This window comes from Paenibacillus darwinianus (assembly GCF_000598065.1).
Taxonomy (GTDB): domain Bacteria; phylum Bacillota; class Bacilli; order Paenibacillales; family Paenibacillaceae; genus Paenibacillus_I; species Paenibacillus_I darwinianus.
On sequence record NZ_KK082142.1, the window covers coordinates 16,432 to 36,847 of the forward strand.

Genomic DNA, 20,416 nt, shown 5'->3' on the forward strand with positions numbered 1-20,416 from the left:
AAATCTGCCTCTGTCGTTTATAATAAAACAGGGATGTCGGCATCGGCTCCCTGTTTTATTTCTGCTTGATAAAAACAGATGATGTCTTATAAAGGAGTTGCAAATGCATTTACGAGACGCTTTGAACGCACTGTTACTCAACAGCGATTCCATTAATGATCTTGTGTTTTCAGGCATTCAATTTCATTCAGGCAAAGTAAACAAAGGTGACTTATTTGTGGCTATTCCCGGTTTGGCGACTGACGGTCATGATTATATCGAGGATGCGATTCATTCCGGAGCGGCCGCCGTGGTCGGTGAAAAGGATTTGCACGGGCTGCCGGTTCCTTATTTCCGTGTATCCAATGCGCGGCTTGCGCTGGCCCGGTTAGCCAATGCGTTCTATGATCAGCCGTCCGGGCGGCACACGATGATCGGTATTACGGGGACCAACGGCAAGACGACGACCTCGTATTTACTGCGCTACATACTTGAATCGGCCGGGATAACCTGTACGCTTATCGGTACCGTCGGCCATCGAATCAACGGCGTCGACATGCCCTCGACGCAGACGACACCCGATGCGCTGCAGCTGCAGCAGTGGTTGAACCAGAGCAGGGATCAGGCAGTCATCATGGAGGTCTCTTCCCACGGCATCGATCAGGATCGCGTCGGCGCCACCAAGTTCGACTATGCGGTATTTACCAACCTTAGCTACGATCACCTGAACTACCACAAGACAATGGGCGAATACTTCCAGACGAAGGCGCGATTGTTCGGCCTGCTGAAGGAACAGGGCGAGGCGGTTATCAACAGCGGATGCGAATGGGGGGCCCGTCTAATCGATCAGCTGACGACGCTCGAGAAGAACGTTCATACTTTCGGTGAAAGCATTCGGGATGACGTGGAGTTCGTGCGGGTGATAAGCGAATTTCCTTTTAGGTTCGTTATCCGGGAAGGCAGCGAACACCATGAAATCGCCATGCCCATTCCCGGTGTATACAATGCGTGGAATGCCGCGGCCGCCTGGTTGACCGCCCGCAGAATTGGAGTAGACGCATCTGTGATTAAAGAAGCCATCGCAACTTTCCCCGGTGTAGCCGGACGGTTTGAAATTTACCGGCATCCCGCAGGCGCCCGGTTTGTAGTCGATTACGCCCATACCCCTGACGGGTTTCAGCAGTTTCTACGGACCTTACATTCTCTTAAGCCGAAAAGAATTATTCATGTATTCGGTTTCCGCGGTAACGGAGATCCGTCCAAACGGGGGCTGATGCTGGAGATTTCGCAAGCGTGGAGCGACTTAATCATTTTGACCCTGGACAATCTATCGGGCATGGACGGCAATCTGCTGCTGGAGGAAACGGCCAAGCTGGCCGATCGGTACGGCGGGGAACGCATTGTGGTGATTAAGGATCGGACGAAAGCGATCGAGTATGCTTGGCAAGAGGCAGGCCCGGATGATTGGGTTGCGGTTACCGGAAAAGGACATGAAACTTACGACCAGAGCTTTGCGTTCCCGTCCGTTACGGACAGGGAAACGATCCAGTACCTAAGTAACCGCTCCTAATTTTGGGCCGCGCTGAAGATGCCGTTGCCCGACGGTGTCTTTATTTGTATACTACAAGTTGTAGTGTGTTATGCGGTTTCACCGCATCGTATGCGCTACGAGCAAACTGAATAAGGAGCAACGATATGAACGCTGCCGATCTAACGTTATGGATTGTATTCGGAGCGGGGTTTTTATCTTTTATTTCCCCCTGCTGCCTTCCGCTGTACCCATCTTATTTATCCTATATCACTGGGGTTTCGGTGAAAGATTTGAAGGAAGGGAGGGGGTTGTTTCAGAAACAGGCTCTTCTGCATACGCTATTTTTTATTCTCGGATTTTCAATCATTTTTTTTGCATTGGGTTTATCGGCAAGTCTGGTCGGCAATTTATTTTCCGATAACCAGGATTTGATCCGCCAAATAGGCGGTATCATGGTTGCGCTCTTCGGGTTGGTCATGCTCGGCGTATTTACGCCCAAGCTGCTAATGAAGGACGTACGGTTCGAATGGAAGCAGAAGCCTATGGGTTATCTCGGTTCCGTTATGGTGGGCATCACCTATGCGGCAGGGTGGACGCCATGCGTCGGACCGATCTTGGCCGCAGTATTGACCTTGGGCGTCAGCAACCCGAGCCAGGCACTCGTCTACACATTGGCTTACACGATCGGATTTGCCATTCCATTTTTCGTGATGGCTTTTTTTATCGGGAAAATGCGGTGGCTGCTCAAATATTCGAATATCCTCATGAAAGTGGGCGGCGCGTTAATGATTGTGACCGGCTTCCTGCTGTATACGGACAAAATGACGGATATCACGATTTATTTTATCAGACTTTACGGCGGGTTCACGGGATTCTGAGGGGGGATGGCTATGTACACCATATTAAGTGAAATCAGTTCCTTCTTAAGCGGGCCCTTTCTGGAAGCCGCCGACTCCAATACGGCTGTATTGGCTGCGTTGTTTCTTGGATTCATCGGCTCGGTAGCTCCCTGTCAGATTTCAGCTAATGTCGCCGCTATCACCTTTTTTGGAAACCGTCACATCCAATCGAGGCTGTCTTGGGCTGAAGCGGGTATGTATATTTTAGGCAAGGTGGTTTTGTTCAGCCTGTTCGGTGTTTTATTCTGGTTTTTCGGGCAGCAAATTTCACGGGACTTTATTCCGTTATTCGAGTCGGCAAGGAAGCTGCTGGGCCCCTTGCTGGTATTCATCGGCTTGTTTTTACTCGGGTGGATCCGGCTGCCTTTTCAATGGGGTGCGCGAATATCGGGGCGATTGCAGGCAGTCGCTGCCCGAGCGGGAGGCAAAGGCGGAGCCTTTTTGATGGGAGTCGCCTTCTCGATCGGATTTTGCCCGACCATGTTTATCCTGTTCTTCGGATCGCTCATGCCGTTGACGCTGCAATCCTCGTATGGCGTCCTGCTGCCGCCCGTCTTCGCTGCGGGAACGGCAATGCCTTTCCTGCTCATTGCGGGACTGGCTGTCGGGTTCGGCCTCGACCGGGTGTTTATGAAGCGGGCAAAGCATTGGGGAGGATGGGTACAGAAGCTGTCGGGCGTGTTCTTCCTGCTGCTCGGCATCAGCGATACGTTAACTTATTGGACGATTTAAAAGGAATGAGGGAATCGGTATGAAAAAGCTTTTACTGGCATTCGGCGCGGTGGCGGTGATCGCCATGATCGTCGTTTACCAGCTGCGTTCCTTTGAAGAGTCGAAGCAATCAAATTCGGATCCGCGCGCCGCTACAGGTGAAGAGCTGCCGAAAATCGGCTATTCCGCTCCGAAATTTTCGCTCCCCGGGTTGGATGGAGACACCTACATCATGCCGAACGCCAACGGGAGACCGGTTCTGCTCAATTTCTGGGCATCCTGGTGTGAGCCATGCAAGCAGGAGGCGCCCGAGCTCGTTAAGCTTTATGAGACCTACAAAGGAAAAATGGACATCTACGCGATTAATGTCACCGCAAGCGATACGGTAGAGGGAGCCAGAGCCTTCGTCCAGGAATACGGTTTCGAGTTTCCTGTGTTAATGGACAAAACAGCGGAAGTAGCGAAAAAGTACGGCATCCGGCCGATCCCCACGACTTTCTTTGTGAACAGTGAAGGGGTGATCGTGGATAAAGTGATCGGTCCCCTAAATCTAAAATCGATGGAGAGCAAGTTCACGGATTTGCTGAAAAATGGCGGAAGCCAGCAGGCCGCGGCCATGAAGGTCGACCAAGCCCCCGAAGGTGCTGACGCCTTTACCGTCTATCAGAACGGGCGCTACATATCGGACTTTAACCGTTTTAATGCTGCTGTGAGGTATGCCAAAGGCTTCACGGACACAACCATATATTTTCAGCAATACGATACGCCCGTATGGGAGAATACCGCATTGCCCGCCCAAGCCGGTCTCATCGATGCACCGTTAATCGCCCAGATGCCCGAGCTTGCGCGGGGCTGCGAAGTAACGAGCCTGGCGATGCTATTGCGGGTCGCGGGTGTGGATGGCGCGGACAAGATGAAGCTGGCCGAAGAGATAAAAAAAGATCCGACGCCATACCGCAAAAAGAACGGCGTTGTCTACTACGGTAATCCTTATGACGGCTTCATCGGTGACATATATACGATCGATAAGCCGGGATACGGCGTATACCATGGACCGGTTAAGGAGTTGGCTGAAAGTTATCTCCCGGGCCAAATCATCGATATGACCGGAAGCGAGCTGCAGGACATCCTCTATTCTCTCAATCGTGGTGCTCCGGTATGGATCATTACGAATACGTGGTTTTCACGTGTGCCTGACTCGCAGTTCCAGACGTGGGAAACGCCTTCGGGTCAAGTGAAAATTACATATAGAGAGCATTCGGTTCTGATTACCGGCTATGATGAGAAATACATCTATTTTAACGATCCTCTTGCAAATGTTAAAAACAGAAAGATATTAATCGATTCCTTCAAGCAGGCCTATGATCAGATGGGCAAACAGGCAATCACCTATATGAAAGCATGAAGGAAGCCATTTTTAACCCATTCTTCACGAATTCCACAAAAACGATTGCTAGACTGTAATAAAGTCATGTTTTAAAGGAGATTTGTATACAAATATGTGCGGATTCGTCACCGTCTACAACAAAAATCAGGCACTCGTCTCATCGGATATATTGCAAAGAATGACCGATATCATCGCTCACCGCGGTCCGGACGACCAGGGCATCTATGTCAACGATCATGTGGGACTCGGATTCAGGAGATTGAGCATTATCGATATAGAGAATGGCGCACAGCCGCTCGGTAACGAAACGCAGGATGTGTGGCTCGTATTTAACGGAGAGATCTACAACTACCGGGAATTGCGGGAATGGTTAACCGCCAAAGGGCATCAGTTCCGCACGCAGTCGGACACGGAAGTCATCCTTCGGCTGTACGAGGAAACAGGGACGGATTGTCCGAACTATTTGCGCGGTATGTTCGGTTTTACGATATGGGACAAGAAGCGTCAGCTGCTGTTTGCCGCCCGCGATCCGTTTGGCGTCAAACCGGTCTATTACAGCGAGACGCCTTACGGATATATGATTGGCTCGGAAATCAAATCGTTGTTCGCTTCCGGGAAATTGGATCGGGAAGTAAACGAAGACGCGCTGTATCATTATTTGACGTTTCAATATGTGCCTGAGCCGGCTACGATGTTCCAATCGGTAAGCAAGCTCGGGGCCGGCCATTATATGATGATCAAAGACGACAAGATGACAATCAAACCCTATTACAGCGTGCAATTTAACCCGGACGAAACCCGGTCTTTCTCCGATCTGGCCGAAGAGGCGAGGGTCGTTCTGGCCGAATCGGTCGGGCTGCACCGCAACTCCGATGTGCCGAGAGGCGCTTTTCTGTCGGGAGGCATCGATTCGAGCAGCCTTGTCGGCCTGCTGCACCGTCTCGAGCCTACCAAAACGTTCTCCGTCGGCTTTGACATGCCGGGTTACAGCGAACTGGATGAGGCCAGAAAAACGGCGGCTTATTTGGGAACCGAACATCATGAGATACGCATCAGCGCGCAGGAATATATGGATGTGCTTCCCGCGCTGGTCTGGCATATGGACGAGCCCGTGGCCGATCCTTCCGCCGTCGGACTGTACTTTGTCTCCAAGCTTGCAAGCCAGCATGTGAAGGTCGTTTTCTCGGGTGAGGGAGCCGATGAGTTTTTTGGGGGCTATAACATATACCGGGAACCGCATTCTCTGCGCATGCTGCAGCAGCTGCCGGACGGACTGCGGAAAATGACCGGGTTTTTGGCGGAGCTTATGCCTGCGGGCATGAAGGGCAGAAGCTTTTTGCAGAGAGGCAGCCAGACGCTTCAGGAACGTTTTTACGGAAATGCCAAAATTTTCGCCGATCCAGAAAAGAAAGACGTATTGTCCGCTTCCTTCCTCGCAGACGGGTTCTACCGGCCGACTCAAGCTGTGACCGCCCCGCTGTATCAGAAAGCCGAAGCTTACGACGACGTGACCAAAATGCAATATATCGACATCCATACTTGGCTGCGCGGCAACATCCTGATGAAAGCCGATAAAATGTCGATGGCGAATTCGCTGGAGCTGCGCGTACCGTTCGTCGATAAGGAAGTGTTCAAATTTGCGGCCGCGATCCCGACGAAATACAGGGTGACCCCGGAGGCGACCAAGGTGCTGCTGCGGGAAGCTATGAAGGATGTTGTGCCTCCGGATGTTCAAAATCGGAAAAAGCTCGGTTTCCCCGTCCCGACAAGGGTCTGGTTGAGAAACGAATGGTACGTCTGGGCGAAAGAGCTCATTCATACGGCCGATGTCGGGAAATGGATAAACAAATCTTATGCGCTTCGCCTGCTGGAGCTGCACAAAGAGGGTAAAACCGATGCAAGCCGAAAATTATGGACGCTTCTCGTCTTCATGCTCTGGCATCAGATTTATATTGAGGAAAGCTTGCCGTCAGCCTGGAAAGGCTCGCGCATGACGGCCGCCTCTATGTGATTTTTGCCAGCTTGATGCGAAAGGTAGTGCCGGCGCCTTCGCGGCTTGTCACGCTTATTTCGCCCTGGTGCAAGTTGATGATTTCTTTGCTGATCGCCAGACCCAATCCCGCCCCGCCTGTTGTGCGGGAGCGGGATTTATCAACCCGGTACAAACGTTCCCAGATATGGGGCAGGTCTTTCTCGGGGATGCCGGAGCCTGTGTCCGTTACCTCGATTATGCAGCAATCCTCGCGGGCAAAGGTGGCAATGTGAATCGCGCCTTTCTCCGGCGTATACTTTCTGGCATTCTCAAGCAAATTGATGATCACCTGCTGCAGCCGACGCTCGTCACCCATCACATACAAAGAAACGGGAGAGGGATCGTATTTCAAATCGATCCCGGTCTCCTTTATGGAATCGGACATGAGGTCGAGCGCGTTTAAAATCACTTTTTCGATTGAGGTGCGTTTGAACTCGAACGAAAAAGCGCCTTGCTCGAGATTGGCGAGTTCAAACAGATCCTGCACCAGCCTCTGGAGCTGAATGCTTTGCGAATACAGCAGTGTCAAATACCGTTTCTTGTCTTCTTCCTTTGCGACGACATCGTTGGCCAGCACTTCCGAGTAGCCCTTTATATAGGTTAAAGGCGTGCGCAGCTCGTGCGAGATGTCGGCCAGAAATTGATTTCGCTGATGCTTGTAATACTGAATATTTTCGGACATTTGATTGATGGAGCGGGATAGCTGGGCGATCTCATCCGTTCCGCTTGGGATCAGCTCCCAATCATGTTTTCCCTCCGAGATTCGTTGAGTCATGCGAATAATGCGCAGGAGCGGTTTCACAACAAGGTTGGACGTCACGAAGATCAAGGCCGCGCTGATCAAGACGGCAATTGCCGCAACGGACAAATTCGTGACGCCTAACGCCGTGACGGCATTTCGCATCGGTTCGGTCGGGGTCAGCATGATCACTTTGCCGACCACCTGTGAACCGGAAAGGATGGAGGATTGCGTAATGAAATAATACTCATTTTTCCAATCCGATGCGACCACCGATCCGTGCTCCAGGCTGCCGTGCGTAATGATCTTATCCAAATTTTCGGGAGAGAGTCGGGCGAGGTTATCGGAAGCGCCCAGCCTGTTTCCCGATGCATCCAGAATCAGAAGCAGATTATTCGTCAAGCTCTCCATACCCAGCACATGCGAAATAGTCGTTTTCTCAAAATGGTCGCTGAGCAAGGCCGAATAGTTGCTGCTGCGCTGCAGCAATCCTTGAATGCGATCATTCGTGTGGAATCGGACAAACAGCATATAAAGCGTGGAATGGATGGCAATAACGAGCAGCAGGAAAATGATCATAACGAGGCTGCCGAGCTTTACCGACACGCTATTTATCTTTGGCATTTTCATTGCAAATATATCCTGTTCCCCATACGGTTTTTATGACTTCCTGCCCCGGAATGCCGATTTTGGACAACTTCTCCCGAATATTTTTGATATGGGTATCCACGGTCCGGTCATCGTTGACCGTCGGCGTCTTCCATACTAATTCCAGGATGTCGTCGCGGTGGAATACCCTTCCTTTGTTGGAGAGAAAGATGCGGAGAATCGCAAATTCTTTCGGTGTGAAGGACAGCTCGACATCCTCATGGAACACCTGATGCGTCTGCAGGTTCATCTTCAAGCCATTATGCGAAATAACCGTTTGCTGTTTGGCATGCCGCCGGTCCTCGTGTGCGAACTGTTCCCGTCTGAAGATGGTTTCGATCCTGGCCAACAGCTCTTGATACTCGAACGGCTTGGTAATGTAATCGTCTGCTCCGATTCGCAGTCCGATCACTTTATCGGCGGTTTGCTCGCGCGCTGACAGCATTACAATAGGGACGGTGGAGAAATTGCGTATCTGTCTGCAGACCTCGAATCCATCTATGCCCGGCAACATGAGATCCAGGAGGATTAAATCGAAATGCCGCCGCTTCACGAAATGAATCGCTTCTTCCCCGTCGCTTATCGCCTCGGCTGTGTATCCGGCGGATTGGAGATAAAGAAGCAGGAGCTCGCGCATCGGTTCTTCATCATCAACGATCAGTATGTGTCGGTCTATCATGATCTACCTCTTATCCAGCATATTAGTGTCTTTTCATTGTCTAATATGTTATTATAAACGACTTGAAATAGGGTGAGAATGGGGAAATTTTGCTTGTCGAAGTTCCTTAGCGGGGGGAGGAAATGGTATTGAAAACAAAACAAGCCGTGTTCGTCATTTCGGTTATGATCGCACTGCTGTTTGCCGGCGGGATGATGTATCGGGATCAACTGCAAAACCGGCAATCCGGCCTTCAAACCGTTTGGGATTTGTCCGTTGAAGCAATGGATGCGACGGATAGAAGTTTACTGATCAAACACGCCAGCCCCTTTGGAAGCTACACAAATCGCGCGGACTTCGAGCGGTCAGCCGGCAAGTTGAGCGAGAAGCTCGGCCTCCCGCGCGGCACTATCGAAATGCATGGGATACATCCGGTATATAAAGTCAAAGTCTCGGGCGCAAACGGAGGAAACATTGCGCTCACGCTTACGGGCGACGACGCCGGGAAGACCTACTTGGTCATCACCCGACAGTCGCTCGGCGAGCAGTCCCTCCAGCAGGCGGAAATATGGAAGCAGAATACTTCCATGAAATTAAAGGCGGCCGGTATCGCGCCGGATTGGAATTTTGTCGTTCAGGGGTTGCTTCGATCGTATGACAACGATCCTGCGAGCTTTTTCCGCCTGGTGCAGACGGCAACCTCCGCTGCGGTAATTGAACAGTATGAGGATGTCAATACATTCAGCTCGACTTATTATTCCGCGGCGATCAGCAGCTCCGTGAGAAGCGGTGAACAATCCGTTAATCTCCAAGCCGCATCGCATAAAATCACGGAAACGAATGAATGGCGCGTGACGATCGGTACACCGCTGATTACGATCGAGTATTGATTATACGTATAACCCAGCCTTCAGTGTAAAGGGCCGGGTTGTTTTTGCGCGGTCTTCCTGACCTTTGTCATTTCATCAAATAAGAAATGACGAACAGGATCGATAAATGCGCCGGATAAAAGCTCCGGTACAGCCATTTCGTCTTGTTCATGGCGCGATAATTGACCGGATAGGCAATCAGGATGGTGCCGGCAATGCTGAATAATTGAATCCAGTAGCCCGGGCCGTTATCGAGGAAATAGAGCAAATTCAACAACAGGTGCAGGCCGATCAGCTTGAGGCCGCTAAAATAACGGATCATGAATATCAATATAACGCCGTAAATCCCGTAATCCATAGGCACCGCTGCGGCCGTTACGAATACGCCGATAAGAATCAGGGCCTTATACTTCTGGTCCGCTACGTGATCCATGGCATATAAGCCGATCAGTGCGACCAGGAGGGTGAAAATGACATTTAAATCCGATGCCTGCAAGGCGAGGGTAAAGGGAATTTGAGAGATACACGCCATCCAGAACAGCCTGACCATATATTTCTTATGATTCCTGGTATGTATATAGCCTTGAACCAAAAACCAGCTGTAAAGCGGGAATGCGATTCGGCCGACAATGCGGAACATCTCGGATTCCGGAAAGAAAATCAAACCGACATGGTCGATCAGCATCGTAATCATCGCGATCCACTGCATCATTCTCGGGTCCTCCACAGATGCTTTGCCATCTTATGCTGCTCCTTTTGCAAGTTGTCATATCATTTATCAGTATAACACTTACGCTGGCAATATACACGACATTATGTAGTCCTGAGGGTCTATTATTCGAAGGCGCCGGCCATTCGTTTGAATTATCCAACGGAAACATTTTGGCGGCCCTGCGACTTGCACCGCGCAGCGGGTTTGCATATAATATAGATTAATGTAAATTTTATATGAGGTAACTGCCATGATGGAGACAAGTACGCATGCGCCTTCCGACAGGGAGGGGACGTCTAAGATTGAGAGTGTCCCCCGGAGACGGGCTGCCGAAATTCACTCCTTAGCAGGCCGCTGAACGGGCTTTCCGCATGGATCCCCACTAGGTCGTGCCCGGCAGCGGTCCGTTAACCGCGCCAGAGGAATCGTCAGCTTGGCATGGGCCGGGACGGTTCGAATGAGGGTGGTACCGCGGTCCTTTCGTCCCTTGCGGGGAGGAAGGGCTTTTTTTGTTGATTATGTACAGGGAGGCGAGGCGCGATGAAGGAACGTTTGGAGGCACTTCGGGAGGAAGCACTGCAGGAGCTGCAGACAGTGAGCGGTCCTCAGCATTTGAACGATCTCAGAGTGAAATATTTGGGCAAAAAGGGCGCATTAACTGAAATTTTGCGCGGCATGGGCGGCTTGTCTGTCGAAGAGCGTCCGGTAATCGGGCAGATCGGCAACGACGTGCGCGGAGCCATTGAAGCGGTTATCGAGGAGAAGCAGGCGCATTTCCAGGCGGCGGAGACGGAAAACCGGCTCCGCGCGGAGACGGTTGACGTGACGCTCCCCGGCCGAAAGCTGCCGGCAGGAGCTGTGCATCCGCTCAACAAGGTGCAGCAGGAGATTGAGGATATTTTCATCGGCATGGGGTACACGATTGCGGAAGGACCCGAGGTCGAGACCGACTACTTTAACTTCGAGGCGCTCAACCTGCCGAAGGATCATCCGGCCCGCGACATGCAGGATTCATTCTACATTACGGATGAAATTTTGCTGCGCACGCAAACATCCCCGGTACAGGTCCGCACGATGAAGGCGATGAACGGTGCGGCGCCGATCAAGGTCATCTGCCCCGGCAAGGTGTACCGCCGAGACGACGACGATGCGACGCACTCTTTCCAGTTCACGCAGATCGAAGGGTTTGTTATCGACCGGAATATCCGGATGAGCGATCTTAAGGGCACGCTGCTGCAGTTCGTTCAACGGATGTACGGCTCCCAGACCCGCATCCGGTTGCGGCCGAGCTTTTTTCCGTTCACGGAGCCAAGCGCCGAGGTCGACGTTTCGTGCGTGCAATGCGGCGGTAACGGCTGCAGGATGTGCAAGGGGAGCGGATGGCTGGAAATTTTGGGCTGCGGCATGGTGCATCCCCGCGTTCTCGAAATGGGCGGCTACGATCCGGAGGAAGTGAGCGGCTTCGCTTTCGGCATGGGAGTCGAGCGGATTGCGCTGCTCAAGTACGGCATCGACGATATTCGCGCTTTGTATACGAACGATCTGCGCTTCCTGAGCCAGTTCGCGAGAATGTGACGAGGAAAGAAGGGAATCGGACATGAAAGTATCCTACCGTTGGTTGAACGAATATATCGATTTGGACGGCATTTCCGCGGAGGAGCTGGCCGAACGCGTTACGCGCGGGGGCATCGAGGTGGACGGCGTCGAGCAGTTGAATAAAGGCGTCAGCAACGTCGTTGTCGGCTATGTGACTTCGAAGGAAAAGCATCCGGACGCCGACAAGCTGAACGTGTGCAAGGTCGATGCCGGCCAAGGCGAGGAGCTGCAGATCGTATGCGGCGCGCGCAACGTCGAAGCCGGGCAGAAGGTGCCGGTCGCGTTGATCGGCGCGAAGCTCCCGGGAGACTTTCAGATCAAACGGGCGAAGCTGCGCGGCGTGGAGTCGCAGGGCATGATTTGCTCGGCGAAGGAGCTGGGCATCAATGACAAGCTGCTGCCGAAGGAGCAGCAAGAGGGCATCCTTGTGCTGCCGCCGGACACCGCGGTCGGCACGCCGATCGGAGAGGTGCTCGGCATTGACGATCAGGTGCTCGAGCTGGATCTGACGCCGAACCGGTCGGATTGCCTGAGCATGCTGGGCGTCGCTTATGAGGCGGGGGCCTTGACCGGCCGCCCTGTGAAGCTGCCGGAACATTCCGTCGCGGACGCGGCCGAACGGGCGGCGGATTATGTGCAGGTGAGAATCGGCGCGCAGGAGCATTGCACGCGTTATGCCGCGCGCTATATCAAGGGTGTGGAGGTCGGCCCGTCTCCGCAGTGGCTGCGGAACCGGTTGATTGCGGCCGGCATCCGGCCGATCAGCAACATTGTCGACATTACGAACTATGTCATGCTCGAATACGGTCAGCCGCTCCATGCCTTCGATGCCGACAAGATTGCCGGCGGCCGGATCGAGGTGCGGCTCGCCCGGGAAGGCGAATCGATGGTCACCTTGGATGATCAAGAGCGCAAGCTTGAGCCGCATATGCTGCTGATTACCGACGGCGAGAAGCCGATCGCGCTGGCGGGCGTAATGGGCGGCGCCAATTCGGAGGTCACGGCTTCGACGACGAACATTGTGCTGGAGGCAGCCAGATTTGAGGGCGGCACGGTGCGCAAGACGTCCCGTCAGCTTAGTCTCCGTTCCGAGTCCAGCATCCGCTTCGAGAAGGGCGTGGACGATGCCCGCGTCATTCCGGCGCTCGACCGCGCGGCCGGGTTGATGGCGCGTTATGCCGGCGGGCTGGTGACCGAAGGAATCGTTCAGGAGGTTGCACGCGCGGGGGAGCCTGCAGATGTAGCGGTATCGCTTGAGCGGATAAATGCATATCTCGGTACGCAACTGTCGACGCTTGAGGTTAAAACGATTTTCAGCCGGCTTGGCTTCGAGTATGAAAGCGATGATTCCGGGATGTTCAACGTCCGTGTGCCAAGCCGCAGAGGCGACATCACGAGCGCGGTCGATCTGATCGAAGAGGTGGCCCGCCTGTACGGCTACGATAATATTCCGACTACGCCGATCGAGGGGCCGACCACGCCGGGCGCGCTAACGGCGCCCCAGGCGATTCGGCGCGAGCTTCGCGCCAAGCTGACCGCAGCCGGGTTGAACGAGGTCATGAGTTATTCCGTGACGCATCCCGATCGTGCGGGCTTATTTACGCGGCTTAGCGAGGGAGCAAACCCGATCCGGCTGGCGATGCCGATGAGCGAAGACCGGAGTGTGCTGCGGACCGGTCTCGTGCCGAGTCTGTTGGAAATCGCGGCATATAATCGGAACCGCAAGACGGATGATTTGGCGTTGTTCGAAATCGGCAGCGTGTTTCTGACGGACGAAACCGAGCTGTCCCGTCTCCCGCAGGAGAAGCACCGGCTCGCCGGCCTGCTGGCCGGCAGCCGGGCGTCGGCCCAGTGGAACCGCAAGGCGGAGCCGGTTGACTTCTATGATGCAAAGGGCGTGCTTGAAGCGGTGTTCGAGCTGCTGGGCATGACCGGTCTCGTCCGCTACGAGGCGGCATCGATCGATCAGCTTCATCCGGGGCGGACGGCAGCCTTAGTGCTGGAAACGGCAGGCGGCCGAAAGCAAATCGGCTATGTCGGCCAGGTGCATCCGGCGCTGCAGCTTCAGGAGGATCTGGTGGATACTTACGTATTCGAGCTTGAACTTGAGCCGTTGTACGAGCATGCGGACTCTGCGATCAGGCAGAAGCCGCTTCCGCGTTATCCGGCGATTGAACGGGATATTGCCGTGGTGCTTGATCGGCGTGTGGAGGCAGGCAGGCTGACGGGAGAAATCCGGTCTGCCGCCGGCGAGTTGTTGGAATCGGTTCAGGTATTCGACGTATATACGGGCGGCAAGCTCGGCGAGGACAAAAAAAGCGTCGCCGTCTCGCTTGTATACCGTCATCCGGAACGCACGCTGACCGACGAGGAAGTGACGGAGCGTCATACGGCGGTCGTCGAGCGGCTCGGTCAATCTTTTGGAGCGGAATTGAGGAAATAGGCAGGAAACGCAAGCCGCCGCAGCGAATGAGTTCCAATCGGACGATTCGGTGCGGCCTTGTTTTTTTATGGACGCCGAGCAGCACGAAACACAAGCTAAATGGGAGGAAGAACCGATCATGGATGCCGAACGAACTCGGGTGACGGTTGATATATACGGCCATCAGTACAGACTGACGGGACATACCAACGTAGATTATATGAAGCGCGTTGCGGCGCTTGTTGATGAGAATATGCATAAGCTGGCGAAGGGATATCCCCGTCTTGACATGCCGCGCATCGCGGTTCTTTCGGCCGTTCATATGGCCGATGAGGTATTCCGTCTGCGCCGCGAGAACGAGCGGCTGCTCGAAGAGGAAGCGAAGCGGAAGCTCGTTTCCGCGGAGCTGGATGAAGCTCGGAGCATGGTGCTGGCGCTGCGCGAGGAGCTTTCGGGTGTTCGCCTGCATGCGCAGGAGGAAGCGGGACGGATCCGCAGCGAAGCCGATAAGCGGCTGTCCGCGGCGGAAGCGGATTGGCGGCGGATGTACGACGAGCGGGAAGCCGAATGGCGGGTAGAACGCGATGATATGGAAGCTTTGCAGGCAAGCGAGACGCTCTTGCTTGAGGCCGAGCTGGCGGCCGAGCGAGCGCGGTTCGAAGGCGCAATGAGGGATGCGACGGCTAGCCTCGAATCGGAATTGTCCAAGGCGCGCGCGCGGCTTGAAGCGGTAACGCGCGCGGCGGCCGAGGCGGAAGCGAGCGCGATGCAGGCGCTGGAGCAGGAAGAGGCGCTGCGGACGACGCTGGTCGATGTAGAGCGTGAGCTGCGTGAGCGGGAGTCCCGGCTCGCCGAGGCGGAGCAGAGAGCGGAGGCATTGCGCAGACAGGATGGCGAACGCGGAGCAAAGATGCAGCAGCTGGAACAGCTGCTTGCCCGTGAGAAGGAGCAGCTTCAAGCGTCATCGTCCCAGGCGTCCCGATTGCAGGAATCGGAGCGTATGCTGCGCGGGCAGCTGGAGCGGCTGAAGCGTGAAGCGAATGAATATTCGTCGCGCGAACGCCAGTTGAAGGAGCGGATGAACCGGCTGGAGCAGCAAGCGGGGGAGGCGGAAGCGTTGAGGGAGCGCGCCGCAAAGCTAGCGGCGGAACGCGATGCACTCGAAGCGAGGTTGGCCCAGGAGGCCAGGCTGCGGGAGGCGGAATCCGAGCGCTCGCACAATGTGGCCGATCAGTTGCATGAGCAGCTGGAGCGGTTGGGCACAGAGCTCGAGGACACGCGCGGCGAGGCTCAAGCGGCGACGGCAGAGCTGCAGCATGCATACGACCGATTGTTCGGGGAGCATGAATCGCTGAAGGACGAATATGCGAAGCTGCAATCGGAGTACAATGAGTGGATCGAACTGATCGAACAACAATAACAGGAGATAGAAAAATCGTCGGCGGCAGATTCCGCTTGGCGATTTTTTGTCTGGTATGCGCTGTGCGGACGATTGGCAGATATACGCGGGAATACCGGCGACGCAACGCATTATCCCGCCGCGAAACGTTCAACGCTACTCATACTCCAAGATATCGCCCGTCGGGCTGCCGGCCGGCAGCGAAGCCAGGCGAACCAGATGTGGCGCAACCTGAGCCGGGTCTTTGCCGGTGGCGTGCATTTCGGAGCGAACCGTGCCCGGATTAAACGCATTCACGAGGATGCCGTTGTTCTGCTCCTCGTCGGCCAGCGTGCGCGTCAGCGACTCGAGTCCGGCCTTGGACGCTGCATAAGCCGCGTAGCCGCCGGCACCGTTTGAGGCGAGCGAGGAGGTAATGTTGATGATCTGGCCGTAATGCATCGCTCTCATAGATGGCAGCACCGCTTGCGCAAGCAGCAATGGACCGGTAAGGTTAACCGCAAGCTGCCGCGACCAATCAGCTAAAGGCGTGTCGGCAGCGGCGTTCGGCTCAAATACCGCAGCGTTGTTGATCAGGACGTCGATTTTGCCGAACATGGCCAGAGTCGCCGCAACCGCACGCTTCACCTGCTCCTCGCTCGAGACGTCCGCCGGCAGCACCAGCGCCTGCCCGCCGGCAGCGCGCACCACCGCCGCCGTTTCCTCCAGCTTGCCGGCGCGTCTTCCGATCAGTGCGACCTTGGCGCCCTCCCGCGCAAAAGCGACGGCCGTCGCCCTGCCGAGCCCCGTTCCCGAACCGCTGATTAAGGCCGCTTTGCCTTCAAGGCTTCCTTTTGTCATCCAAAATCCCTCCGTCCGGACTAAGTCCGAGTCTTTTCATCTCATTCTATCGTATCAAACGGGAGGGGCTGCGTGAAGATCATCGGCCATAAGACTTTATTATGAAAGCTATGAATTTAACTAAACCGCGCTAACCGCTTCGCCGTCTAAAAACGAATAAACGCTCCCGCCCGAAAACGGACGGGAGTGGATGGGAGAAACCGGGTTATTCCGCGTTCGGTTTGGACACCATCTTATTACTGGTGCCGGCGCCGTAGGGTCTGTTGGAACAGGCGGCATAATGAAAAGCAGTCCTGCTCTCTTGCGAAAGCAAGACCGCTTCATTCTGTGCATGTGGGACTGCGGCCGGTTAGCCTTTCTTCGCTGCGTCATACGGGGTGCTGACCGGTATGAACAGGTCGATTACCCCGATTGCCAGTGCGGCGAGAACGGCGCCGAGAATCGACACGTCGACATCGCCTACGATGAACTGCGCAAGCCAGATCACAAGCGCGCTGATGGCAAAGCCGACGATTCCCCGACCGAATGGCGTTACCCGCTTGCCGAAAATACCTTCGATGATCCAGCCGAGCGCTGCGATCACGAGCGCGAGAAGCAATGCGCTCCAAAAGCCGCCGACGCTAAAGCCCGGCACAAGCCAGCCGACGATCATCAGAACAAGCGCAGAGACGATAAAACGGACGACAGTTCCAAGAAAATGCATGATTGAACGCCCTCCTTCTGAGCAGTTTGGATAGGTTCGCACGGCTAGTGTTCCCCATCATGCGATGATTCATGAATGGCCGTTCCACATGCGTCGTGGCGAAGCCTGCGCGCAATACGCTATAATGGAAATCGAGAGGAGTTGTCGAGAAGTTGGACGGCAAAATTTTGCACACGCTTGATTATAGGGCGATTATCGATAAATTGACGCGCCTGGCGTCGACCGGCCTGGGCCGCGCAGTTGCGGAAGCGCTGGTGCCGAGTTCTGATCTCGAGCAGGTCACGCGCGTTCTGCAGGCCACGGACGAGGCATATGCGGCCGACCGCCTCAAGGGCGCCGCCCCTTTCGGCGGGATTGCCGATATCCAGGCGTCTCTGAAACGAGCGAAAATCGGCGGCATGCTGAACCCGGCCGAGCTGCTCGATATTGCGAACACGGTGCGCGGGGGCAGGAGGGTGAAGCGCCATATCGCCGTTCTGCATGAGGATCATCCGATGCCGCTGCTGTACGCGATGGCCGATCAGCTGACCGAGCACCGCGTGCTGGAAGAAGCGATTCTGGCCTGCATCGACGACCAGGCCGAGGTACTGGACAACGCCAGTCCGGAGCTTGCCGCCATCCGGCGTGAGCTGCGCGGCGGAGAAGCGCGCGTGAGGGAAAAGCTGGAGTCGATGATCCGATCCTCTTCCGTTCAGAAGATGCTGCAGGACGCCATCATCACGATTCGCGGCGACCGCTACGTCATACCGGTAAAGTCGGAATACCGCAATCATTTCGGCGGCATCATCCACGACCAGTCGGGCTCGGGCGCGACGCTTTTCATCGAGCCCGAGGCCGTCGTCCAGATGAACAACCGGCTGCGCGAGCTGCGTCTGAACGAGGAGCGGGAGATCGAGAAAATCCTGCACCGGCTTACCGCGCAAACGGCGGAGTACGCCGACGATTTGGCGATCGATCTCGAGCTGCTCGGACAGCTGGATTTCACGTTCGCCAAGGCGCGACTTGCGCATGAGATGAAAGCGACGCTGCCCGGCATGAACGACCGTGGATTCATCAAGCTCAAGCGTGGCCGGCATCCGCTGATCGATGCCGAAGCGGTCGTCCCGTTGGATGTTGAGCTCGGAAACCAATATTCGACGATCATCGTCACCGGCCCCAATACGGGCGGCAAAACAGTGTCGCTGAAGACGATCGGCCTGCTCAGCCTGATGGCGATGTCCGGCTTGTTCGTGCCTGCCGAGGAGGGCAGCGAGCTGTGCGTGTTCGACGCGATTTACGCCGATATCGGAGACGAGCAAAGCATTGAGCAGAGCTTGAGTACGTTTTCGAGCCATTTGACGAATATTATCCGCATTCTCGGCTCCATGACGCCCCAAAGCCTGGTGCTGCTTGACGAGGTCGGTGCGGGAACCGATCCGGCCGAAGGCTCCGCGCTCGCGATCGCGATCCTCGAGCATATGCATCAGTCAGGCTGCCGCCTGGTGGCAACGACGCATTACAGCGAGCTGAAAGCTTATGCCTACAACCGCCAAGGCGTCATCAACGCCAGCATGGAATTCGACGTGCAGACGCTTAGTCCGACCTATCGTCTGCTTGTCGGCGTGCCGGGCCGAAGCAATGCGTTTGCGATCGCCGAACGGCTTGGGCTGCCGCGTTCCATCATTGAGCATGCACGGGGCGAGGTGAGCGAGGAAGATATGCGGGTCGAGAATATGATTGCCTCCCTGGAGGAGGATCGTCTCGGAGCGGAATCGGAGCGGATTACGGCGACAGCGCTGCGCGAGGAGATGGAGCGGCTGAAGACGAAGCATACGGCCGAGCTGCGCCGCTTCGAGGAGCAGCGGGACCGGATGCTGGCCAAGGCGCAGGAGGAGGCACGTGAGGCGGTCGCAAAGGCGAAGCGGGAGGCCGAACAGATCGTTGCGGACCTGCGCAAGCTCGCGATGGAGGAAGGCGCATCGGTCAAGGAGCATAAGCTGATTGATGCCCGTCGGCGGCTGGACGAGGTGGCGCCGCAACTGCAGAAGCCGAAGACGGCCGCAGCGCGCGGCGACAAGCCGCAGAAGGTAGAAGCGGGGGACGAGGTCATGGTTTACAGCCTGAATCAGAAGGGCCATGTGCTCGAGCGCGGTGCGGCCGAAGCGACGGTGCAGCTCGGGATTATGAAAATGAAGGTGCGGCTGGACGATCTCGAGCTGATCAAGGCCGCTACAAATCAAAGCCGGCAGCAGCCGAAGCAGGCCGCCAGCCTGAAGCGCACCAAGGACGATACGGTGCGCTCCGAGCTGGATCTGCGCGGGGCCAACCTGGAGGAGGCCATCGTGGAGGTGGACCGGTTCATTGATGAGGCGTATCTGATGAATATGGGACAAATTTGCATTATCCATGGCAAAGGCACGGGCGTCCTGCGCAGCGGCATTCAGGATTATTTGCGCAAGCACCGGCTTGTGAAGACTTATCGGCTCGGAAATTATGGGGAAGGCGGCAACGGAGTCACGGTTGCCGAGCTGAAATAACGGCGGACGGAAGGCGGAGGGATCGGATGGACAAGGAAGTAGACGGTTTGCTGAACAATCCTTATATCGCAACGTTAGCTTACGTATCGGTGGCCGTGATGGCGCTTATCGTATTTTTGTTCTGCTTTGAGCTCGTCACCCGCTACAACTGCTGGAAAGAAATCAAGCAGGGCAATTTGTCCGTGGCGATGGCTACCGGGGGTAAAATTTTCGGCATCTGCAATTTGTTTCGATTCTCGATTGAGGGCGGAGATTCCGTTTATCAAAGCATGGCCTGGGCGGGCTTCGGCTTCATTGTGCTCATGGCGGCGTATTTCTTGTTCGAATTCGTGACCCCCGTCTTCCGAATCGATGAAGAAATCAAACGGGACAACCGGGCCGTCGGCCTGATCGCGATGATCATATCGGTCTCGCTTTCCTACGTCATCGGCGCCACCGTGTTGTACTGACGGAAGGGGTGGCGCGCGGTGAAATATTTGGGAGGAACGCTGCTTGTATTGGCGGTGCTGTTCGTCGTGATCGGCGTTGTTTATATGGCTTCTTAAACGAATAGATAAAGGAGAACGGACATGGAAGAGCATACTGTGTGCCCGTGGTGCGACACGGAGATCGTATGGGATGAGGAATTGGGCCCTGAGGAGTACTGCCCGCATTGCGAAAATGATTTGAAAGCTTACCGGACGGTCAGCTTCTCGATCGATGAGGAGGCCGGCGCGGCAGATGGAGCGGGCGGGCTAAGGGAAACCACGCAAGCCGCAGACGGCGGGATCGGCGG

General features: G+C 55.3%; 15 protein-coding genes and 3 pseudogenes. 13 read left to right on the forward strand and 5 right to left on the reverse strand.

All coding sequences use genetic code 11. From position 1 onward, the window contains the following. Positions 1–103: 103 nt before the first annotated feature. The 6 genes and pseudogenes from BG52_RS04915 (at position 104) to asnB (ending at position 6,518) form a co-directional block, all read left to right on the forward strand. Entirely contained in the window at positions 104–1,549 is a 1,446-nt protein-coding gene (locus tag BG52_RS04915) for a UDP-N-acetylmuramoyl-L-alanyl-D-glutamate--2,6-diaminopimelate ligase (RefSeq protein ID WP_036581947.1), read from the forward strand. Between the two features lie 125 nt (positions 1,550–1,674). Next, on the forward strand, positions 1,675–2,388 hold the full coding sequence (locus BG52_RS04920; protein ID WP_036581950.1) for a cytochrome c biogenesis CcdA family protein: 714 nt from the start codon (positions 1,675–1,677) through the stop codon (positions 2,386–2,388). A 12-nt stretch (positions 2,389–2,400) separates the two neighbouring features. Continuing rightward, entirely contained in the window at positions 2,401–3,141 is a 741-nt protein-coding gene (locus BG52_RS04925) for an urease accessory protein UreH domain-containing protein (protein WP_036581953.1), read from the forward strand. 64 nt (positions 3,142–3,205) lie between these two features. Then, positions 3,206–3,682, forward strand: a pseudogene (locus tag BG52_RS16855) (TlpA family protein disulfide reductase); the annotation flags it as partial. A 243-nt stretch (positions 3,683–3,925) separates the two neighbouring features. After that, a pseudogene (locus BG52_RS16860) lies at positions 3,926–4,525 on the forward strand (C39 family peptidase); the annotation flags it as partial. A 94-nt stretch (positions 4,526–4,619) separates the two neighbouring features. Further along, positions 4,620–6,518: an asparagine synthase (glutamine-hydrolyzing) gene (gene asnB, locus BG52_RS04935; protein ID WP_223298920.1), complete on the forward strand. Its 1,899-nt coding sequence runs from the start codon at positions 4,620–4,622 to the stop codon at positions 6,516–6,518. On the opposite strand, the gene BG52_RS04940 is transcribed toward asnB, so the two are convergent. Beyond that, positions 6,511–7,908, reverse strand: a complete 1,398-nt coding sequence (locus BG52_RS04940; protein ID WP_036581955.1) for a sensor histidine kinase — start codon at positions 7,906–7,908, stop codon at positions 6,511–6,513. The genes asnB and BG52_RS04940 overlap by 8 nt on opposite strands. Then, positions 7,886–8,605 (reverse strand): response regulator transcription factor, encoded by a 720-nt coding sequence (locus BG52_RS04945; RefSeq protein ID WP_036581957.1) that lies wholly within the window; start codon positions 8,603–8,605, stop codon positions 7,886–7,888. Before BG52_RS04945 ends, BG52_RS04940 begins: the two co-directional genes overlap by 23 nt. 128 nt (positions 8,606–8,733) lie before the next feature. Here BG52_RS04945 and BG52_RS04950 point away from each other — a divergent pair, with 128 nt between their 5' ends. Then, positions 8,734–9,474: a YwmB family TATA-box binding protein gene (locus BG52_RS04950; protein WP_036581959.1), complete on the forward strand. Its 741-nt coding sequence runs from the start codon at positions 8,734–8,736 to the stop codon at positions 9,472–9,474. A gap of 67 nt (positions 9,475–9,541) precedes the next feature. Here the strand turns inward: BG52_RS04950 and BG52_RS04955 are convergent, their stop codons facing one another. Continuing rightward, positions 9,542–10,165: a TraX family protein gene (locus BG52_RS04955; protein WP_051587682.1), complete on the reverse strand. Its 624-nt coding sequence runs from the start codon at positions 10,163–10,165 to the stop codon at positions 9,542–9,544. Positions 10,166–10,705: 540 nt separating this feature from the next. Here BG52_RS04955 and pheS point away from each other — a divergent pair. From pheS to zapA, 3 genes are all read left to right on the forward strand, one after another. Beyond that, complete coding sequence (gene pheS / locus BG52_RS04960) at positions 10,706–11,740, forward strand: phenylalanine--tRNA ligase subunit alpha (protein ID WP_036581962.1); 1,035 nt, start codon at positions 10,706–10,708, stop codon at positions 11,738–11,740. A gap of 22 nt (positions 11,741–11,762) precedes the next feature. Then, the gene (gene pheT / locus BG52_RS04965) at positions 11,763–14,204 is read left to right on the forward strand and encodes a phenylalanine--tRNA ligase subunit beta (protein WP_036666911.1); all 2,442 of its coding nucleotides are present in this window, start codon (positions 11,763–11,765) and stop codon (positions 14,202–14,204) included. A gap of 118 nt (positions 14,205–14,322) precedes the next feature. After that, entirely contained in the window at positions 14,323–15,603 is a 1,281-nt protein-coding gene (gene zapA / locus BG52_RS04970) for a cell division protein ZapA (RefSeq protein WP_036666914.1), read from the forward strand. Positions 15,604–15,738: 135 nt separating this feature from the next. Here the strand turns inward: zapA and BG52_RS04975 are convergent, their stop codons facing one another. Then, complete coding sequence (locus BG52_RS04975) at positions 15,739–16,422, reverse strand: SDR family NAD(P)-dependent oxidoreductase (RefSeq protein WP_036581970.1); 684 nt, start codon at positions 16,420–16,422, stop codon at positions 15,739–15,741. A gap of 349 nt (positions 16,423–16,771) precedes the next feature. Beyond that, positions 16,772–17,125, reverse strand: a complete 354-nt coding sequence (locus BG52_RS04980; RefSeq protein ID WP_036581973.1) for a phage holin family protein — start codon at positions 17,123–17,125, stop codon at positions 16,772–16,774. 152 nt (positions 17,126–17,277) lie between these two features. On the opposite strand from BG52_RS04980, the gene BG52_RS04985 reads away from it, so the two are divergent. The 3 genes and pseudogenes from BG52_RS04985 to BG52_RS04995 all read left to right on the forward strand — a co-directional run. Further along, positions 17,278–19,641 (forward strand): endonuclease MutS2, encoded by a 2,364-nt coding sequence (locus BG52_RS04985; RefSeq protein ID WP_036581975.1) that lies wholly within the window; start codon positions 17,278–17,280, stop codon positions 19,639–19,641. Positions 19,642–19,667: 26 nt separating this feature from the next. Further along, positions 19,668–20,090 carry a DUF350 domain-containing protein gene (locus BG52_RS04990; protein WP_036581977.1) on the forward strand — a complete coding sequence of 141 codons (423 nt, stop codon included), beginning with the start codon at positions 19,668–19,670 and terminating at the stop codon, positions 20,088–20,090. A gap of 120 nt (positions 20,091–20,210) precedes the next feature. Beyond that, a pseudogene (locus BG52_RS04995) lies at positions 20,211–20,416 on the forward strand (hypothetical protein); the annotation flags it as partial.

Excerpts from the sequence above, each read along its gene's own strand:
- BG52_RS04915 (WP_036581947.1), top strand. The coding sequence starts at position 104 with ATGCATTTACGAGACGCTTTGAACGCACTGTTACTCAACAGCGATTCC.
- BG52_RS04920 (WP_036581950.1), top strand. The coding sequence starts at position 1,675 with ATGAACGCTGCCGATCTAACGTTATGGATTGTATTCGGAGCGGGGTTT.
- BG52_RS04925 (WP_036581953.1), top strand. The coding sequence starts at position 2,401 with ATGTACACCATATTAAGTGAAATCAGTTCCTTCTTAAGCGGGCCCTTT.
- asnB (WP_223298920.1), top strand. The coding sequence starts at position 4,620 with ATGTGCGGATTCGTCACCGTCTACAACAAAAATCAGGCACTCGTCTCA.
- BG52_RS04940 (WP_036581955.1), bottom strand. The coding sequence starts at position 7,908 with ATGAAAATGCCAAAGATAAATAGCGTGTCGGTAAAGCTCGGCAGCCTC.
- BG52_RS04945 (WP_036581957.1), bottom strand. The coding sequence starts at position 8,605 with ATGATAGACCGACACATACTGATCGTTGATGATGAAGAACCGATGCGC.
- BG52_RS04955 (WP_051587682.1), bottom strand. The coding sequence starts at position 10,165 with ATGATGCAGTGGATCGCGATGATTACGATGCTGATCGACCATGTCGGT.
- pheS (WP_036581962.1), top strand. The coding sequence starts at position 10,706 with ATGAAGGAACGTTTGGAGGCACTTCGGGAGGAAGCACTGCAGGAGCTG.
- pheT (WP_036666911.1), top strand. The coding sequence starts at position 11,763 with ATGAAAGTATCCTACCGTTGGTTGAACGAATATATCGATTTGGACGGC.
- zapA (WP_036666914.1), top strand. The coding sequence starts at position 14,323 with ATGGATGCCGAACGAACTCGGGTGACGGTTGATATATACGGCCATCAG.
- BG52_RS04975 (WP_036581970.1), bottom strand. The coding sequence starts at position 16,422 with ATGACAAAAGGAAGCCTTGAAGGCAAAGCGGCCTTAATCAGCGGTTCG.
- BG52_RS04980 (WP_036581973.1), bottom strand. The coding sequence starts at position 17,125 with ATGCATTTTCTTGGAACTGTCGTCCGTTTTATCGTCTCTGCGCTTGTT.
- BG52_RS04990 (WP_036581977.1), top strand. The coding sequence starts at position 19,668 with ATGGACAAGGAAGTAGACGGTTTGCTGAACAATCCTTATATCGCAACG.